Annotated in this window: 16 protein-coding genes and 1 tRNA gene; 9 read left to right on the forward strand and 8 right to left on the reverse strand. The window is 48.2% G+C overall.

Annotation, left to right across the window (positions count from 1 at the left end; translation table 11 throughout):
* The first annotated feature begins 11 nt into the window (after positions 1 to 11).
* The 3 genes from BP71_RS32185 (at position 12) to BP71_RS32195 (ending at position 4,284) form a co-directional block, all read left to right on the forward strand.
* Positions 12 to 3,155, forward strand: coding sequence for a DUF3427 domain-containing protein (locus BP71_RS32185; RefSeq protein ID WP_496385746.1), 3,144 nt, complete (start codon positions 12 to 14; stop codon positions 3,153 to 3,155).
* A 146-nt stretch (positions 3,156 to 3,301) separates the two neighbouring features.
* A complete protein-coding gene (locus BP71_RS32190) occupies positions 3,302 to 3,562 on the forward strand; it encodes a helix-turn-helix transcriptional regulator (RefSeq protein WP_496385747.1) in 261 nt (86 codons plus the stop codon).
* A gap of 437 nt (positions 3,563 to 3,999) precedes the next feature.
* The gene (locus tag BP71_RS32195; RefSeq protein ID WP_496385748.1) at positions 4,000 to 4,284 is read left to right on the forward strand and encodes a hypothetical protein; all 285 of its coding nucleotides are present in this window, start codon (positions 4,000 to 4,002) and stop codon (positions 4,282 to 4,284) included.
* 290 nt (positions 4,285 to 4,574) lie between these two features.
* Here BP71_RS32195 and BP71_RS32200 read toward each other — a convergent pair whose 3' ends face one another.
* From BP71_RS32200 to BP71_RS32215, 4 genes are all read right to left on the reverse strand, one after another.
* Positions 4,575 to 5,111 carry an antibiotic biosynthesis monooxygenase gene (locus BP71_RS32200; protein WP_496385749.1) on the reverse strand — a complete coding sequence of 179 codons (537 nt, stop codon included), beginning with the start codon at positions 5,109 to 5,111 and terminating at the stop codon, positions 4,575 to 4,577.
* 420 nt (positions 5,112 to 5,531) lie between these two features.
* Positions 5,532 to 6,425 carry an alpha/beta fold hydrolase gene (locus tag BP71_RS32205; protein ID WP_496385750.1) on the reverse strand — a complete coding sequence of 298 codons (894 nt, stop codon included), beginning with the start codon at positions 6,423 to 6,425 and terminating at the stop codon, positions 5,532 to 5,534.
* Between the two features lie 96 nt (positions 6,426 to 6,521).
* Positions 6,522 to 6,770: a hypothetical protein gene (locus tag BP71_RS32210; RefSeq protein WP_496385751.1), complete on the reverse strand. Its 249-nt coding sequence runs from the start codon at positions 6,768 to 6,770 to the stop codon at positions 6,522 to 6,524.
* A gap of 84 nt (positions 6,771 to 6,854) precedes the next feature.
* The gene (locus BP71_RS32215) at positions 6,855 to 7,010 is read right to left on the reverse strand and encodes a hypothetical protein (RefSeq protein WP_496385752.1); all 156 of its coding nucleotides are present in this window, start codon (positions 7,008 to 7,010) and stop codon (positions 6,855 to 6,857) included.
* A 311-nt stretch (positions 7,011 to 7,321) separates the two neighbouring features.
* On the opposite strand from BP71_RS32215, the gene BP71_RS32220 reads away from it, so the two are divergent.
* Positions 7,322 to 7,894 (forward strand): antirestriction protein ArdA, encoded by a 573-nt coding sequence (locus tag BP71_RS32220; protein ID WP_496385753.1) that lies wholly within the window; start codon positions 7,322 to 7,324, stop codon positions 7,892 to 7,894.
* Between the two features lie 103 nt (positions 7,895 to 7,997).
* On the opposite strand, the gene BP71_RS32225 is transcribed toward BP71_RS32220, so the two are convergent.
* From BP71_RS32225 to BP71_RS32240, 4 genes are all read right to left on the reverse strand, one after another.
* Positions 7,998 to 9,140: a site-specific integrase gene (locus tag BP71_RS32225; RefSeq protein ID WP_496385772.1), complete on the reverse strand. Its 1,143-nt coding sequence runs from the start codon at positions 9,138 to 9,140 to the stop codon at positions 7,998 to 8,000.
* A gap of 323 nt (positions 9,141 to 9,463) precedes the next feature.
* Positions 9,464 to 9,537: transfer RNA gene (locus tag BP71_RS32230), tRNA-Arg, on the reverse strand.
* An 89-nt stretch (positions 9,538 to 9,626) separates the two neighbouring features.
* A complete protein-coding gene (locus tag BP71_RS32235; RefSeq protein ID WP_496385754.1) occupies positions 9,627 to 10,406 on the reverse strand; it encodes an enoyl-CoA hydratase/isomerase family protein in 780 nt (259 codons plus the stop codon).
* Between the two features lie 18 nt (positions 10,407 to 10,424).
* Positions 10,425 to 11,063: a hypothetical protein gene (locus BP71_RS32240; RefSeq protein ID WP_496385755.1), complete on the reverse strand. Its 639-nt coding sequence runs from the start codon at positions 11,061 to 11,063 to the stop codon at positions 10,425 to 10,427.
* Between the two features lie 190 nt (positions 11,064 to 11,253).
* Between BP71_RS32240 and asnS the strand changes: the two genes are divergently transcribed.
* The 5 genes from asnS to BP71_RS32265 all read left to right on the forward strand — a co-directional run bounded on the left by asnS (position 11,254) and on the right by BP71_RS32265 (position 18,927).
* Positions 11,254 to 12,693: an asparagine--tRNA ligase gene (gene asnS, locus BP71_RS32245; RefSeq protein ID WP_496385756.1), complete on the forward strand. Its 1,440-nt coding sequence runs from the start codon at positions 11,254 to 11,256 to the stop codon at positions 12,691 to 12,693.
* An 81-nt stretch (positions 12,694 to 12,774) separates the two neighbouring features.
* Positions 12,775 to 13,908 carry a T9SS type A sorting domain-containing protein gene (locus BP71_RS32250; protein WP_496385757.1) on the forward strand — a complete coding sequence of 378 codons (1,134 nt, stop codon included), beginning with the start codon at positions 12,775 to 12,777 and terminating at the stop codon, positions 13,906 to 13,908.
* Between the two features lie 96 nt (positions 13,909 to 14,004).
* Positions 14,005 to 15,216: a serine hydrolase domain-containing protein gene (locus BP71_RS32255; protein ID WP_496385758.1), complete on the forward strand. Its 1,212-nt coding sequence runs from the start codon at positions 14,005 to 14,007 to the stop codon at positions 15,214 to 15,216.
* Positions 15,217 to 15,277: 61 nt separating this feature from the next.
* Complete coding sequence (nuoL, locus tag BP71_RS32260; protein WP_496385759.1) at positions 15,278 to 17,230, forward strand: NADH-quinone oxidoreductase subunit L; 1,953 nt, start codon at positions 15,278 to 15,280, stop codon at positions 17,228 to 17,230.
* Positions 17,231 to 17,259: 29 nt separating this feature from the next.
* Positions 17,260 to 18,927 (forward strand): complex I subunit 4 family protein, encoded by a 1,668-nt coding sequence (locus BP71_RS32265; protein ID WP_496385760.1) that lies wholly within the window; start codon positions 17,260 to 17,262, stop codon positions 18,925 to 18,927.
* Positions 18,928 to 18,974 lie beyond the last annotated feature (47 nt).

Below are 18,974 nucleotides of genomic sequence, written 5' to 3' on the forward strand. Positions count from 1 at the left end.
AAACCCTACCTATGCAGCAAGGCCTTTACGAGAATTTGATCACCAAGCTCATCGCTTCAAAGATAAGCTCCCTCGATAAACAGCAATTCTATGTAAAGGAGACCCCTGTGGACAAGAATGAGGTCGCTCGCGTCCTTAGTCAGCATGTTAGTCGTCTTTTGAACTACGCTTTGAGCTTAATTACAGGAGATGACGGTATTGAACATCAAATTGAATTGTCAAACAAGATCATCAGGGTACTTCGAACGGAGTTGGACCATGCCGACTTTGACGAGGATCTGGTTTCAGTAAATGGTAAAATTCTGAATGCTGTATTCACGAAGATGGATGCGCCATTTTCTGACTTTGAGAAGCATATCAAGGAAATAACTCCATTTACCGGTTTAGGACAAAGCGAGTTGTTCACGGGCTCCAATGTCGGGCTTTCGCTTGAAAGCGAGCTAAAAAAGGAAATCCTGTCTTCTGATAAGATATACTTTTTGGTTTCCTTCATTAAATGGTCGGGCATCCGAATCTTTCAGGCGGAGCTGGAAGAATTCACGCGCCGGGGTAGTTCCCTTAAAATCATCACGACTTCGTACATGGGTGCTACGGATTTGAAAGCGGTGGAGTTTTTAGCTGGCCTGCCAAATAGCGAAGTGAAGGTATCCTACAACACGGAAAACGAGCGGTTGCATGCAAAGTCTTATCTCTTCTTTCGGAATACAGGCTTTCATACTGGCTATATCGGCTCATCCAACATTTCAAGGAGCGCGCTTACCAGCGGTTTGGAATGGAACTTGAAAGTGACAACTCAGGAGGTTGGTCACATTATAGACAAATTCGGGAAGACTTTCGAAACCTATTGGCAAGATGGAGAATTTCAGTTTTTCAGACCAGGAGAGCATTCCGAGAAGTTGAGATTGGCGCTAGGGCGAGAAAGGAGCAGAGGGCAGGTCGAAGGGACTTCTTTCTTTGATATTAAGCCTTTGCCGTTCCAAGAGGAAATTTTGGAAAAACTCTTAGCGGAGCGGCAAATCCACAACAGGACTAGAAACTTAATTGTAGCTGCGACCGGTACGGGAAAAACCGTAGTCTCGGCATTTGATTTCAAGAACTTCCTCAGGAGCCATCCTAACGCAAGGCTGCTTTTCGTTGCACACAGAAAAGAGATCCTCATTCAGGCAAGGGCAACCTTTGCAGGCATTCTACGCGATAACAATTTCGGTGACCTTTGGGTCGATGGCATCGAGCCAGATAAGTACGATGTCGTATTTGCATCGGTGATGACACTGGCGAACCGAATTCTAGACCTACCACTTTCGGAAAGCTATTATGACTTCATTATTGTCGACGAAGTGCACCACATCGCCGCAAATAGCTATCGACCAATTTTAGATAAGTTCAAACCGAAGGTGCTTCTTGGCCTGACCGCAACGCCTGAGCGTACCGATGGCGCTGATATTTTGGCGGATTTCTGTGATACAATTGCGGCTGAGATTAGGCTACCGGAGGCAATGAACAGGAAGCTACTGTGTCCTTTTCAGTATTTTGGGATTAGTGATAGCGCTGATCTCTCAAATGCTACGTGGCAGAATGGACGATATCTCCCAAGCGAGCTAACGAAGATTTACACTCGCAATGACCTTCGGGTGGGCGAAATAATAAACCATTGCAAAAAGTATCTCACCGATTTTGAGGAAGTTAGAGCCCTCGGATTTTGCGTTACTCGCGAACATGCGGAATACATGGCGCAAAAATTCTTACTAGCAGGATTAAAAGCAGATTACTTAACTAGCGGAGGCGACAGAGAAGAGTTGAGATCCAGCATCAAGTTGAGGCTACAAAAAAAGGAGATAAATTATCTCTTCGTGGTCGACATCTTCAACGAAGGTGTTGATATTCCGGAAATAGATACGGTTTTATTTTTGCGGCCTACTGAAAGTTTGACTGTATTTCTCCAACAATTGGGTAGGGGCTTGCGATTGTCAGAAGGGAAGGAGTGCCTGACCGTTCTTGACTTCGTGGGCAACGCCCGGCCGGAATATGACTTTGAGGGGAAATTCCGCGCATTGATAGGCAAGACCAATACCTCGACGTTGGAAGAGGTCGAACGGGATTTTCCACATCTGCCGCTGGGATGCTCCATTGTGCTGGAAAAGAAGGCGAAGGATGTTATTCTGAAAAATATACGGTCGGCGACGCAGCTCAATAGAAATCAGCTTGTTACCAAAATCGCCAATTTCCGGCATCAAACCAACCTGCCGTTATCGCTCAAAAATTTTATTACTTTCCATAACATTCCACTACAAGCGATTTACAGGCGAGGGACTTGGAGCCGACTCTGCCGGTTGGCGAAGCAGCTGGACGATCTATCGCCAATAAACGACGAGGAGACTATGCGCGCGATACTGAAAAAGTGGCTCTGCTGTAACTCATTCAGCTATCTATCTTTCATTCTGAAATTGGCAAGGCAGAATTTTGAAGTAGAACTAAATACATTGTCCGATCATGAAAAGTTAATGCTTACCATGCTGCATTACGATTTCTGGCAAAGTCCAGGCGGAGCGGATAACCTCGCGGTAAGTATTGCAAGAATTGGAAGAAATGAAGAGCTAGTTGGTGAAATCATCGAGCTGCTCGAACTGGTTATTGACAGGATTGCGCACATCGAAATGGACGTTGATCTGCCTTTCGTCCAGCCACTCAAAGTACATAGCCGGTATTCGAGAGAACAGATCTTGGCCGCTTTCGGCGAAAGTACGTTTGAAAGGAAGTCAAGCAATCGCGAAGGCGTTGTGAACCTGGAAGCGAAGAATGCCGAGCTTCTGCTCATAACGCTTGAAAAGACCGAGGCTAATTACTCTCCGACAACATTGTACAACGACTATGCCGTTAGTGAGAAGATATTTCATTGGCAATCTCAAAACACCGCCCGACCTGAAACCGGCAAGGGGTTGTCCTACATCAGTCAGAAGCAGACAGGAAAATCTATTCTTCTATTCGTCAGGGAAAAGAACAATGACGAATTCAATAACACGATTGCGTATGTCTTCCTGGGATTGGCGGATTACATCGATCATTATGGCGCGAAGCCGATGAGTATTAATTGGGCATTGCAAGAGCCAGCTCCGCATTATATTTGGAAGGATATTGCAAAGATGGCGGTAGGGTAGCCAGCTGAGGTCACGGGCGATAAATTATTTACGATAGTAGGATGATTGAATAAGATGTTGCATATTCTCAACATTTTTGAAGTTTTGTTTGGAATAAACAACATATAAAACCAAGGGAACAAATCATATTGCCAAAATATTTGAAAATGTTTGAGCGGCTGGGCGAAAACATAAAACTGGCTCGTAAGCGGCGGAAGCTTACGACCATTCAAGTATCGGAGCGGGCCGGGATCGACCGTACCACACTGTATTACATTGAAAAAGGTAATCCGCGTGTTTCTATTGGAGCATACTTTAATGTTTTGAGGGTCCTAAATCCACACGAAGATTTTCTAAAATTGGGCGCAGATGACGAGCTGGGGAGGAAGTTGCAGGATTTGAAGTTGCTTGGTAAGTCGAGCGGATAGCTACTTATTAAAAAACGGGCTTGAAAGCTTCTCCGCATGATAGTAATGATTCAACCCACATCTTCAAACTCCGATGAGCGATAGCCCTGTTACCTCGTCTCAACATCATGCCGGACCGCCTGATTATGGAAACCAGTAAAGGTTAGGTTTGAAATCACTGGGCGAAAATTAGTTGGTGTGATTCCTATAGTCTGGGTTGGGTATGAACACTCCCTCACTAACTCCATGCATGTTGACTTTCCATGCTCCTAAAATGGCTGTTGCGGGTACTTCCTCCGAATTGGAGTACTTCCCATCAAGGACGTATACATATCCATTGGGTGTTCGCTTTGCCTCTGCTTTTAACTCTTCTGTAATCGGCGGTGACGGCATTGTCATCTAAGATTTAGCTGTTCAGTAAAAGTTCTAAGTTTGTCAAACGAAGTTAACATGTAATTATGAAAGCAAAATCAGTTAAAGAGATTGAAAAAATGTTGGGTCCAATTTCTGATACGGAAACAATTGAGGTTAATTTAAAGCAACTTTTGTTAGTTTATAGAGCAATAGAAGACTGGCGAGGCTTCTTTCATAACCCGACGCATTACCCAACAGTAGAAGATGTATCAACATACGTGGGAAACAAAAGGAGTGGGATGTACGCAATAATGGACCATATTTATATGAAAACATTCGAGCAGCTACTTCCCGGCGATATAGAAGACAGGTTGGAAGAGTTGTCGTAAGATGACAGAATAGGCGGCACAGCGAATGAATGTCGCCACACTGTCCTCGCTCCGTTCGATTTGTCCATTAGTAGCTTATTATTGTTTTAAGGTTTTAAATCAATTTTCAACTCAGAGCAATCACCATTATTACTCAAAGCAGAAAGTAACGGGGTTCACCCCTTGGCTGCAAAGCGTCAGGCGGTTTAAGGAGCGGCGAAAGCCGCGGTAAATAGCCTGGGGCTTTGCAGTCCTCACTTTTTGCTTTGTGACTTTCATTGTATAAGGTGCAGACGGCGGTACTGGCAATCTCATTTACTACCCGGCGAACGCACAGAAAGCCAAGGCTTCAGCACTTTCGTAACCTGGGGCATCACAACCCAGGTCAGCAATCCAACCATACAGCCAGCCACAATCAAAGTCCTGAATGCAGGGTGGAGCTCCTGAATGTGCGGGCCAACTACATAAGTCAGAAACAGACTGGTAGGGTACACACCGCAAAGCGTCACCACCGCCATTTTCCACCTCGGCGGAGGAACGGGCGAGCGGAACCACGCTTCCAGGCCGGTAAGCTCCCGATAGACCGGCTCTTCCGTCAGCGTTGATGCATAGGCTTCCCAATCTTTGAAGAGCTTCGAATTGTAAAAAGCATCCCGCTCAGCCTGATCGGCGAAAGTCCTTAATATGCCAATTTCCCGGCTTTCGCTGCCTGGCAAAGCAGTCATCATTGACGCACCGTGCACACCGCCATGCAAAAATGAATCGCCAAGAAAACGCCGTAGCGCATCTTTGAACTCTTCTTCTTTTCCGGGAAGGACTCTACGGGTAATAGCGACGTGAATAGCCATAGGAGCGTTAATACGGTTTGAAAGCGATGAACGTAAATTTATAAATTACCCGTTGTTCCTGACATCCATAACGGTGTGGACATTCAAAGACTTCGAGAAAACTGTTTTCCTTTTCTACGCTTAGAGCTCCTAATCTGACCTGGCGCATAATCGTCATCTTTTAACGGTGACAGTAAAGCCAAAAGCCAAACTTTTGGCAATAACCTCTATTTATTGCCGAAAGTTTGCAGTATTATTAACCGCAATCTCCCTTAGATATTCCTGCGAAAGTACGCCAGCGTTCCTGAGCAAAGGTCGCCTTGGCTGCAAATCGATGGGAGGTCACTTCAAGGAAGCGGCGTAAGGGTGGGAGCTTTTCTTGCTCCGCGAAATCAAAAAAATAAAAGAAGTTGCTGAGTCAGATTTGCCCGGACGCTTTATCTAGTATGCTTTTAACATCATTCTTATATTCCCGATCACCATAGCTGCGTCATCTCGATGCACAAAATGTCCGCTGTTGCTTAAATAAATCAGTGCGCCGCCCTTATTGGAGGAGTGAATAAAGTGTCTCCATCTCAGTATATTAGCGCTGTTTTTCACTTCAAAAAATCGCTCGTGATCATAATCTTTACTCCGGCGATCCATTGGAACTTCGAGCTTTCCTCCGACAAAAAACAGGATGGGCACCTGGGGAACGGGTAGACTCGTCAGCTCAGCGAAGTCGCTTTTTCGGAGATCCGTCAAAACCTGACCTTCGCTCCATGCGGCGTAATGAGACGAATCTACTTTTGAAGGCGTATATAATCGTTTTATGAGCATTTCATCAATTCGCTTTTCCTGAACCCCGATATCCCTGAAAATCTGATTCCAGTCCGCTTTTGTCTCTGTAAAATCGGCCGGATCAACAAATACCAGCCCCGCAACATCATTGGGATAATAACCTGCGAAGGCCCGCACATAGACACCGCCCATGGAGTGACCAACCAAGACATATGGTGGTTCTATTTTCAGTTCCGTCAAAAGCAGTTTGAGGTTCGCTGCTATCTTTTGAGGAGTGGGCAGCTGGAAAACCTTATCTGATTTCTCCACACCTTGCCTGTCATAGAGAAAAACAGGAGCACTACTGGCAAGCGAATCCGATACGGTATTCCAATTTCCAAGCCCCATTCCCATGCCATTTTCAAAAACCAACACCGGCTGACCTGGCTTTCTTTGCTCTAAACTTCTCGTGAGAACGTTGTAATTAATACCGTTTACATCCACTATTTTTTCCTGAGAGAAAGCAGAGAGCGTGGACGCCAGCAAAAATATAATGGTCAGGATCTTTATAGACATAGGAATCTGGAAAGCTTGATTTGATCATTTGGTCGAGGTTATCCGCAATCAGATAAAGGTAATACCACCGCCAGGATAAAGTACCAATCACTATCATCAACAACCGGAATACTCAGGGCGAAAAACTCCGTTGAGAGCGATGATTGTTTTTTCCACAATCGCCCTCCCGTCTTGTAGTTCCAGGTAAGGGTTTGGATCGTCAGGGTGAATTTGCTGTATGAGTCCCTCAGCCCGTTCCAGTCCGTTGATGTCCAAAATCATTTCTGCTTTCGCTCCACGGTTTTTGCAATCCATCAGCATTTCCATAAAGCTCTCATTTACTGATAATGTCGTGCGCAGGTCCATATATTTTAGTTGATTATCTGCTTGTAAAATAGTTAAACAGGATGTAGTGTCCCCATTAAAAAACGCTCCTAGCTAACAATTGATTCAATACTGTTGGTTGCCCGGCGAAGCAGTCATCATTGCCGCGCCGTGTACACCGTCATGCAAAAATGAATCGTCAAGAAAACGCCGAAGTGCATCTTTGAACTTTTCTTCTTTTCCGGGGAGAACTTTGCGGGTGATTGCTACGTGAATGGCCATAAGAGCATTTATATGGTTTGAAGGGGAAAGAGTGTGAATCTGTAAAAGTATTGTCGATAGAAGGAAACTGAATAGAAAATCTGAAACGTGTTGCGATCAGTGCAAGCGAAAGTTACAAAGCAAAAAATGACGATTCCAAGCCCGCACTTCGTCATCCGGCTTTTTAGCTGATCTCGCGTCAGCCAACCGCACCTTAAACCGCCGGATGGGCTTGAACCAAGGGGACGAGCCCCGTCATTTTTCTTCGAGTGAGAGGCAGCGATTGCCCTGAGAACAAAGCCGGGGCCAAGCTACTTAAATGCCTTTCAATCATGAGAAATCTCGAAAATGCTCCAAGAATCTATGTCGGAACTTATCGACAGTACAACAATGGATCGCTTTTTGGTAAATGGTTTGACCTGACGGATTATTCCGACCTGAAAGACTTCCTGGAAGACTGCTTTGAGTTTCACCGGAATGAATTTGACAGCGCCGGCTGCCGTCCAGAGCTGATGTTCCAGGACTGGGAGAATATCCCGGATTCCCTGATATCGGAATGTAGCCTTCATAAGAAGGCTTTTGCATATTTTGAAGCCATTCGTGAAATGGATAATGAAACTGAGGAAGCATTCGAAATTTACTGTAAGCAGATCAACTATTGGCCCTCCAACGGATACGAGCTGGAAGACCAACTTGACAGTTTCCGGGAAAGCTACCGGGGATTCTTCGGTGGCTCAGGGAAAGATGCCACGCTTGAATATGCTCACCAATACGTCGAAGGGACAGGACTGCTGTCGGGTGTGCCATCTACGCTGGAAAAATATTTTGACTATGAGGCCTTCGCCAGAGACTTATTTTTAGAAGGGTACAGCGAATATGACGGTCATGTCTTCTCGGACCACTAGAAAGGCGAAGCACTGCATGGACGAACGTCTATGCAGTGCTTTTTAATGAATTGGGGAAAGTGTCGGCCACCCGTTTGCATGTTTGCTGAGCGTTATCACAGATCTACGAATACCGTTTCTTTAACTTTCGCATGTCGCCCGAGATTTTGCTATCTACGATCTTAGCGTAAATCTGGGCCGTTCTTATGTTCGAATGGCCGAGCATTTTAGAAACACTCTCGATGGGGACGCCATTCGAAAGAGTGACCGTTGTTGCGAACGTGTGGCGGGCTATATGAAACGAGATGTTGCGGTCAATGCCACAGACATCTGCAATTTCCTTTAAATATGCGTTCATCTTCTGGTTACTCAGGACGGGCAGTAGCTTCCCAATTGCATCGCCCTGCGTGTCCTTCTCATATTTCGCTAAAATTTTTAGCGCTGCTGGAAGCAACAGAACGCGAGACTGTGAATCGGTCTTTTGTCTATTGATTATTACCCATTGTTCGCCATCCTGCCCTGTCTTGATATCGGATCGTGACAGCTTCTGCACATCCACGTATGCCAAGCCGGTGTAGCAACTAAACAGAAAAATGTCTCGCACCTGGGTAAGGCGCGCTGACGGAAATTTCTTTGAATCGATAGTTTTCAGCTCTTTCTCTGTGAGTGCAGCGCGATTCACTTCCTTTTTCCGGATTTTGAAACCGAAGAAAGGGTCTTTTTGTAAGAGTCCGAGTTTTATTAAGCTTAATACAATCTTCTTACAATAGGCTATGTACCGCATTGTCGTATTATGGCCGCACTTTTTGTTGGATTTAAGCCAGAATTCGAAATCTGCGATAAATTCATAGTTGAGCTTCTGTATCTCGATATCTGCGCTGCCGTACTTCCAAGAGATGAATTCTCTCGCGTGCTTGTACGAAGCGGCATACCGCAGAATCGTACCCTTTGCATATTCCTGATCTTTCAGTTCGATGAGTCGATTATTATGCTTTTCAAACTCTTGAAGGAACTTCGTCCTTTTTTCTGACTGGCCAGTTAATTTTGCCTTGATTGTCTCGACGGTCACTTCCTGTTCGGCGGCGATCAGTTGACGATGTATTTCATACACTTTGGACTGCAGGGTGTCCAAGTAAGCATTGAGCTGCCGTGTATCCTCTTTGGTTCCGCTTTTGCGGCCTGCCGCAGAATTCCACTTTTCGGGCTCGCAGGTCCTCTTTGTTGCTAATTCGATGCGATGGCCGCTGGCGGTTATCCGTAGGTAAATGGGAGATCTCCTGAAACATAATTGCTCCTTCTTTTCAGGTAAAAGAGCACAGAGAAACTGTCTATGAACATAGCAATCTGGTTTTAATGAATAATAAAACTAGGATTGCGACCGTCAGAAAATCAAGATGTTTAATGCTTGAACATGCTGAAATCAAGTGAGTTACAGGCATTCTGGTGAGCACTTTTTTATCAAAACTGCTGCTCACCAGATGCTCACCAGAATTTTGGCAAAACATGCATATTTTGGCATTTTAGAGCAAAGAAAAAAGCCTGCAAATCGTTGATTTACAGGCTTTTGGTGTCTCTTGTTATTGAACTAAGTGGTCACGTAGGGATTCGAACCCCAAACCTCCTGATCCGTAGTCAGGTGCTCTATCCAATTGAGCTACGCAACCGTTTCCGAATTGGACTGCAAATGTAGGGACTGAATTTCGCAGTCGCAAATTCTGGTAAAGAAATTTAGCAAAAATTTTGCTAAAAACAGCTATTTCCCCTGAAAATCAGGCTTTCTTTTTTCCAAAAATGCAGAGATTCCTTCTCGTAAATCCCGCGTACCAAACAGCATTTCCTGACTTTCCCGCTCGTTTTCCAGCATCTGCGGCAGGTTCGAATGCATCGATTGGTTGAATGCATGCTTCATAGCGCCGATGGCCAGCGTCGGGGCGTGGCGGTAGTAGGATATGATTTGCTCGGTTTCTTCATCGAGCACTTCGCGGACCACGACTTTTGTAATGAGGCCCATTTGCTGCGCTTCGGCAGCCTTTATACGCCGACCGATAGAGGCCAGCTCGAAACTGCGGGCAAGGCCGATCAGCCGTGGCAGAAAGAAAGTTGCACCGGCATCGGGCATCAGGCCGATCTGGACAAATGCGAGGCTGAGATAAGTGTCTTCGGCGGCGATTACCATGTCACAGGCCAGCGCCAGTGAGCAACCGGCACCAACAGCCAGGCCATTCATCCGGCATACCACTGGCTTCGGAATGTCGCGGATGGCGGTGATCATCGGTTCGTAGTAGTCCCTGAGTATTTCGCCGGCACTCATGCCCGAAGTTGTTGCTTCTTTCAGGTCGGCGCCGGAACAGAATGCCTTCTCTCCTGTGGCGGTGAGTAGCACGACGCGGACAGAATCGTCGTCTGCCGCGGTTTGGACGGCTTTTGTGATCTCGGCGATGAGCGCGGGGTTTAGTGCGTGAAAGACATCGGGGCGGTTGAGCGTGATGCGGGCGACGCCGTCGCGGTTTTCGAAAATCAGGTTTTGATACATGCCGTGAAGTGTTTTGTATCAAAAGAAGAAATAAACGGTCGCGCTACTGACGGAAAGTCCACAAAATACGCCGGCGAGGATCTGCGACGGCGTGTGCGCGTTCAGTTGCAGGCGTGCGCTCATGAGCCAGCCTCCGATGAGGATCGTCAGCAAGAGCGGCATAAGTAATGCCGTTTCGTCGAAACGGATCATCAGGCCGGAGAGCATACCGATCGTACCGCCGATGCCCGTCGCATGCGCGCTGATTTTCCAGAAATAGCTGACCATAGCGATCAATGCGAGCGATAGCGTCACGCTGGCGAGAATAACGGAGATCTGCGGCGCCAGCTCGCCGATCGGTTGCAGCTGCCAGCCGAAAAGATAGGTCGCAAGGCCGTAAATGATCACGCAGGCCAGGTAGGGAATGCGGCGCTCGGCGGCTTCTTCCACGTACAGTGAGGTGATCATGCCCATCTTTTTAAAATAAAACATCATGATCGCCGGTGCAATGAAGGTATTCAGCCAAAGCAGCAGCAGCAGGCTTCCCAGCGCAGGCAATTCGAATGCGCTGACGCCCACGAGGTCGGGCGAGAGCATAAAGAGCAATGCAAACAGGTATGTCGTAAGTATCAGCGGGTGGAAAACGACCGATAATAGGATGGCAATTCGATTATTCAAAACAACAGGTCTTTAATCAGATGATACGGGCAAAATTAACCTGAAAACCAGACTGTACAATGATTGGGTTCCACAGAAAAGTAAGTTGCGTACCCACAATAGGTTTTCGAACCTGAATTTGTAATTTTGCGCCTCATTCGTAAAAAACCGGGCATTTCCCGGCTGACATTTTAAAGATTGAATTGAAAAAATGGGACCGTTGCAAATCAAAGAAATTTTACAAACTGCGCCTGAAAACCAATCGGTTGTCGTAAAGGGCTGGGTAAGAACAAAAAGAGAAAGCAAAAACGCGATTTTTATCGCGTTGAATGACGGATCGACCATACATAATATCCAGGCAGTGGCTGAACCCGGTCAGTTTTCTGCCGAATTGCTGTTGACAGTAACCACCGGGTCGTGCCTTAAAGTAACCGGAGAGCTCGTCGAATCACAAGGTTCGGGGCAAACGGTGGAGGTAAAAATCACCGACATCGAAGTGTACGGAACGGCTGATCCTGAGGAATATCCGTTGCAACCGAAAAAGCATTCACTCGAATTCCTGCGCGAAATCGCTCACCTGCGCCCACGTACGAATACGTTCAGCGCGATCCTGCGTATCCGCCACGCACTGGCGTTCGCGGTGCATCAGTATTTCAATGACAACGGCTTTTTCTACCTGCACACGCCGGTTATCACAGCTTCCGACGCCGAAGGTGCGGGCGAAATGTTCCGCGTCACGACATTAGACCTGAACAACCTGCCGCGTACCGAGGAAGGGGCGATCAATTTTAAAGAAGATTTTTTCGGTCGCGAGGCTAACCTGACCGTTTCGGGCCAGCTGGAAGGCGAGTTGGGCGCGATGGCGCTTTCGAAGATCTATACTTTCGGACCGACGTTCCGTGCAGAAAACTCCAATACTACCCGCCACCTCGCGGAATTCTGGATGATCGAGCCGGAAATGGCGTTTTTCGAACTGAAAGACAATATGGACCTGGCAGAGGATTTTGTGAAAAAAGTGATTACTTATGCATTGATCAACTGCAAAGACGACCTCAATTTCCTCCAAAACCGCCTGACGGAAGAAGAAAAGAACAAACCGCAAAACGAGCGCTCGCTGCCATTGCTGGAAAAACTGGCATTTGTCGTCGACAATCCGTTCGAACGTTTGACTTATACCGAAGCGATCGAGATTCTTTTGAAATCGAAGCCGCAGAAAGAAGGCAAATTCCAGTTCCCGGTGACGGGCTGGGGCATCGACTTGTCGAGCGAGCACGAGCGTTACCTGGTAGAAAAGCATTTCAAAAAACCGGTGATCCTGACCAACTATCCGCGCGAGATCAAGTCATTCTACATGAAACTCGACGAGGATGGAAAGACGGTGCGCGCCATGGACGTGTTGTTCCCGGGTATCGGCGAAATCATCGGCGGCAGCCAGCGTGAGGAGAACTACGAAAAACTGCTCGGGCGCGTGAAAGAAATCGGTATCGACCCTGAAAACCTGTGGTGGTACCTCGAAACCCGCAAGTTCGGTACCGCGCCGCATTCAGGCTTCGGGCTCGGCTTCGAGCGCCTCGTGCAGTTCGTAACCGGCATGGGCAACATCCGCGACGTGATCCCGTTCCCGCGTTATCCAAAAAGCGCAGAATTTTAATTCTACAAGCCGTTACCTTTTTCATGGCTTTACGTAAAGAGTAAAGCAGTTAGTGTAAGTTTTATTTTAAACAACACGCACATGAAAAGGAACAGTCCATTTTTTCAAAGCGGTATTGTGGCCACGGCCGCGGTACTGCTTTTTGTTTTCAACGCTCGTGCGCAGGAGCCATTCCACGTTAAATGGACGATGGATTACACCCAGGCAGGTGTTTCGGACCATGCCAATTTCACTGCCGCTAGCGCTATTCTTTCGGGCGGACCCAACACATTTACATTACCTACTGTTTACAGCGGTGGTGGCGGCGCAGTGGTGGTGGGCTACATTATCAGGCCGTGGCCAGTGGCTTTTTCGCCCTCACGCTACATGGAGTTCACATTTACGGCCAATTCATTCAAATATCAAATTACCTCCATCGGCTTTCGCCTCCGCCGTTCGCCTAACGGGCCGAACAGTGTCAAAGTCCGAACGAGCATGGATGGCTTCACAACCGATCTGAATACATTTGTAATCAGCAACAATGGCACATTCAATACCTACAACATTCCGGTTAATTTTAACAACCTTTCAAGCAATACTTTCACTGTCAGGATTTACGCCTACAATTCGGTGGACATTTACGGGACATTGTGGTTTGATGAGATTTCGGTGAATGGCAATGTTCTTGCAATTGTGCTTCCGGTCGATATCGGTTATTTCAAGGGGAGACCCGAAAACGGACAGATCACTTTGGAATGGGAAACCGCCTGGGAAAAGGATAGTAAGGAGTTTGTGATCGAAAGGAGCAGCGATATGAGGGCATTCTCTGCGATAGGAACCGTCGACGCATCCGGAGAAACCATTGGACGGACCGCTTATGCATTCATAGATTCATCCGCATTGCCGGACAATAATTATTACAGGTTAAAAATGGTAGATAAAAATGCCCACTTTACCACCTGTAAACCGATTTCTGTTTTAAATGAACATTTCCCCGGCATTTACATCACGCCCAATCCGGTATCCCCTGAAACGATCACCGTAAAGGCTCCCGCCAGCCGCAATGCAATCTTCACTTTGCACAATGCATCGGGCACACCGGTACCATTCCGCCGGGAAGATGACGGCAGCGGGCGCATCAGGCTTCTTCCTTTTAACCCGCTGCCTGCTGGCATTTATTTTGTAGTATACGTAAAGAATGGTCGAAAAGAACATCTGAAAGTACTAGTTCCATAAGCCTTTCTGCGCTTAATTTGTATTGGTAAAGTGTAAAAAATGCTTGCGACACGTCGTTAGCATGTCAACGTTCTGAATATTAAAGGCCAAAAGCCTATGTTGAAAAAAGTGCAGCCGAAAGTGTGGTGGACGGCAGCTGCTGTCCTGATTATTTTGTTGATTTCCTGGGGATTAGTCAGAAAAAACAACCGAGATTCCCCGGATGTGGCCGTGACCGGCAAATCGAATAAGAACCTCGATCCCGTCCCGGTGACGAATCCTGATGCCAAAATGGCGGAGAAAATCGCCAAAATCGAAGAGATATTCAACCGTAAACGGAGGGCGGGCTTCAACGGCAATGTGCTGGTGGTCCAGAAAGGCAAAATACTTTACCAAAATTCCTTCGGGTTCTCGCATATGAGGGCGAAGGACACGCTCACAGCCGACTCCCGTTTCCAGCTGGCATCGCTGTCCAAGCCATTTACCGCCGTTGCAGTTTTGAAACTGATCCAGGAAGGCAGAGTAGCGCTCGATGACTCGGTACAGCGCTTTTTCCCTGATTTTCCCTACCACGGCGTGAAGGTAGACATGCTGCTCAGCCACCGCAGCGGACTTCCCAACTACATTTACTCATTCAACGACAGCGTCCGCCACGGCAGGAAATATCCCGACAATCTCGATATCCTCGACTGGTACGCCAAGGTCGTCCCTACCCCGCAACCATATAACCGCCCGGGCAGGTCGTTCAATTATTGCAATACCAATTACTGCGTCCTCGCCGCGATCGTCGAAAAGGTAACCGGCGATTCGTTTGGTAACTACCTGAACAGCCAGATTTTCACGCCGCTGGGCATGCAAAACACCTACCTGGTCACGGATACGACCATCGCAGCGACGAAAAACCGGACGGACGGCCATCAGTACGGCCGCAAACTGGAAAAGGATTATTATGATGAAGTCGTTGGCGATAAAGGACTTTATTCGACCACCCTGGATATTTACCGGTTCTATAACGGCCTTACCAAGGGCCTGATCATCGAAAAGAACCTGCTCAATGAGGCATTCAAACCCCGCAGCTTCGAGCGCGATGGCATCCGCAACTACGGCTACGGCTTCCGGATGCACATCAAGGACGACCATACGCCCCGGTTTATCTACCACGGCGGCTGGTGGAAAGGGTACAATACCATGTTATGGGTGTGCCCGGAAGACGACGCGGTGATCATCGTGCTCGGCAATACGTATAACCGCTCCACGTACGACCTGCGCGAACTCCTGGAAATTGTCCACGGCTCGGTGAAGATCGACGATATTGAGAAAGACATGTAGCATTGTTTGAATTCGGCCGCGAATTCAGGATATTTGCCGAAATTAATCGAATTCCCACCTTATGCCCGATACTGCATTCCATTTGCCTGCTTATCTGCTGTTGGGCTTGCCGTTTTCCTGCTTTTTGTTGCTGTGGCTAGGTGGAAAAAGTCTAAATAAATTTGCTGGCTGGATCGGAACACTGGCTACCGCTGCGGGGTTGGTTATCAGCCTCTTGCACGCCGATGCGGGCGCAGTGCATACGCTTCGTTTTGAATGGCTTACGATCGGCAGTCATGTCATAGAACTCTCCTTTCGGTTCGATACACTTTCGGTCATGATGCTCGCCATCGTGCATTTTGTGGCATTGCTCGTGCAGCTGTACTCGACCGCCTACATGCACGACGACCGCAATGTGAACCGCTATTTTGCATTCATTCAGCTCTTCCTTTTTTCGATGCTCGGGATTGTGCTTGCCGGCAACCTGCTGGTGATGTACATTTTCTGGGAGCTTGTGGGGCTGTCGTCCTACCTGCTGATTGGTTTTTGGTATACTAAAAAAAGACCTGTCTGGGCAGCACAGAAGGCATTTGTACTCAACCGCATCGGTGACGCCGCCTTTCTGACGGGTATTTTAATGCTCTTCTACTATATCGGCTCTACGGACTTTGAAGTGCTTTCACTTGAAATCGGAACCATCTACCCGGGTATTCTGACGGCCATCGGCATTTGCCTTTTCGGGGGTTGTGTCGGTAAATCGGCGCAGTTTCCGCTGTCGGGCTGGTTGCCGGATGCTATGGAAGGTCCCACGCCCGTTTCCGCATTGATCCACGCTGCGACCATGGTTGCGGCGGGTATTTTTCTTTTAGCAAGAATTTCCTTCCTGCTTACGTTCGACGCCCGAATGGTTATCCTCGTAATCGGAGCCATTACGATGGTTGCCGGGGCCGTAAAAGCATTAAAGGGTTGGGATATCAAAAAGGTGCTGGCTTATTCCACGATGTCGCAGCTCGGCCTCATGGTGATGGCGGTAGGCTTCGGAAGCTGGCAAACTGCATTGTTCCACCTGGCGACGCATGCATTCTTCAAAGCCGGCCTTTTTCTTTCGGCAGGTTCGGTAATCCACGCGGTGACGCCGCACGAAGATCAGGCAGGCTTCGACCCGCAGGATATGCGCACGATGGGCGGCTTGCGCAAAGCATTGCCGATCACATTCATATGCTTCTCGGTTTGTGCGGCTGCATTATCTGGGCTTCCTTTCTTTTCGGGATTTCTTTCCAAAGACGCTATTATCACCGAAGGCTTCCTCTGGGCTGCGGAATTTGGGGTGTTAGGCTACTTATTCCCGGTACTGATCATCTTATCGGCCGGATTAACCGCATTTTATATGACACGCCAGGTTTGGCTGGTATTTTTTGGAGAAAAAAGATTCCCGGCAGCTGTGCATCCGCACGAATCGCCCGTGGCCATGTGGTTGCCAATGGCATTACTTGCTGCGTTATCGCTGTTTTTCTGGTTTTCGTTTAATCCGTTCGATGCAGCGGGCTGGTTTCTCCATTGGATCGGACAGGGGCATGGCGAACATCTGGTGTGGGTACCGTTTGTGGCAAGTGCCGTTACATTCGTTTCGATTTTCCTGGCCTACCGGGAAACCGGGGCCGCAAATCCGTTCAACGTGAACGACCCGATTCCGGCCGGAGAGCCTGCCCAAAGCCCATTTGCCTGGCTACGCGGTTATTCCAACGAACATTACTTCATTATTCCCTTCGATTTTATTACGAAGTACCTCAAACTCTTCGAAAAAAATATTGTCGATGCCCTCGTCGATCTGGTAGGCAAAGGCAGCCTGGTGGCCGGACATCTCATTGCCTGGTTCGACAGGATCTTTGTCGACGGTGCCGTACACCTCACCGTTTTCTCGATCCGCTCGGCCGGCCAGGCTGCGCGTAACATGCAGGGCGGCCGGATACAATCGTATTACATTGTGGCCGTAATGGGCGTCTTTTTATTGATATTGTGGCTGGTTGCGATTTGATGCAGCAGAGTCGGTTAAATTAAAGCTTGATGATTGATCATATACTCACCTTCTTAATTGCCATACCATTACTGGGTGCCGCGGCCATCGCATTCTGGCCGGTCGACCGCCAGGATAATTTCCGCCTCATTGCCCTCATAGCATTACTGCTGGAAGTGCTTGTGACGGCTACTTCCTACTTCTCATTCAATAGCCAGGAGGCCTCGCTACAACTTTCCGAAGTAAGGGACTGGATCACCTTACCGATCGGCTCACTGGGCGTCGTGTCTATCGATTATGCACTGGCGGTGGACGGCATTAGTTTTCCGCTCGTATTGCTGGCTGTGGTGGTGCTTTTGGTAGGTGTGGTAAGTTCATGGAATGTCAATCACAAATCCAGAGCATATTTTGCATTATACCTGCTGCTGAGCGGCAGTGTTATGGGTTGTTTTCTGGCGCAGGATTTCTTCCTGTTTTATCTGTTCTTCGAATTCATGCTCCTGCCGATGTACTTCCTCATCGGCCTCTGGGGCGGTCCGCGGCGGGAATATGCGGCATTGAAATTCTTTATTTACACATTCCTCGGCTCATTGCTGATCCTGATCGTGATGATCGGTCTGTACCTCTCCGTGATCGACCCGGTGGAAACCGCTCGTATGGTAGGCCTGATCGGGCCCGAGGATGCGGTCCATCCCGACATGATCCCGCAGATCCAGCAATGGCTTTTCGATGGTAAAATTGCCCCCGAGCAGTTGATCCACACATTCCGTTTCAATTACCTCGCGGATGCCAGCAACTACATTCCCGGCTCCATTCTGAGCGCAGCTTCCGAGTTCTTTATTGCCGACATTCCGTTAAGGCTGCTGGCATTCTGGTTCCTGTTTATCGGTTTCGCCGTCAAACTGCCCGTCGTACCCGTGCATACGTGGCTGCCCGACGCGCACGTGGAAGCGCCTACGCCTATTTCGGTCGTGCTCGCAGGTATTTTGCTGAAAATCGGGGGTTACGGCTTCATCCGGATCGTCGACGGCTTTTTCCCCGCCGAAGCTTTGTACAGCGCCATTCCGCTGGCCATTCTCGGGATGATTTCTATCGTCTACGGCGGTTTCAATGCATTGGGTCAAAGCGACCTGAAAAAGATGATCGCCTACTCGTCGGTTTCGCACATGGGTTTCGTGCTGCTTGGTATTGCTGCTTTCACACCCGAAGGTTTCAATGGTGCCATTTACCAAATGGTTAGCCACGGAATATTATCGGCAATGCTCTTCCTGCTCACCGGCGTTCTCTACGACCGCACGCACGACCGTCGTATCGACCATTACCGCGGGCTCATCAGTGTAATGCCGCAATACACGGTCGTTACCGGTATCGCATTCTTCGCCTCTTTGGGGCTTCCGGGCTTCTCGGGGTTCGTGGGTGAATTGTTCACGCTCATGGGCGCATTTCAGTCCGACGCCCTGCCCGTCTGGATCCCGGCCATATCCACGCTCGGTATTGTGCTGGCGGCCGGCTACTTCCTCTGGACCTACCAGCGCATGTTTTTCAGCTCGTTCTGGTACAAAAACGGCACGACACAGGTTCTCACGGATCTGTCACGGCGTGAAACCGCTATGCTCATTCCGTTAGTGATCCTGACAATTCTCATCGGCATTTTGCCAGGCCTGCTGTTCGATCTTTCGGGGCCGACGATTGAGGGTTGGTTGGAGCGGTTGAAGTAATGGGTCGGGTGTTGTCAGGAATGGTCCAGTAAGTAACCGGCATTCAT

This window comes from Dyadobacter ginsengisoli DSM 21015 (assembly GCF_059568735.1).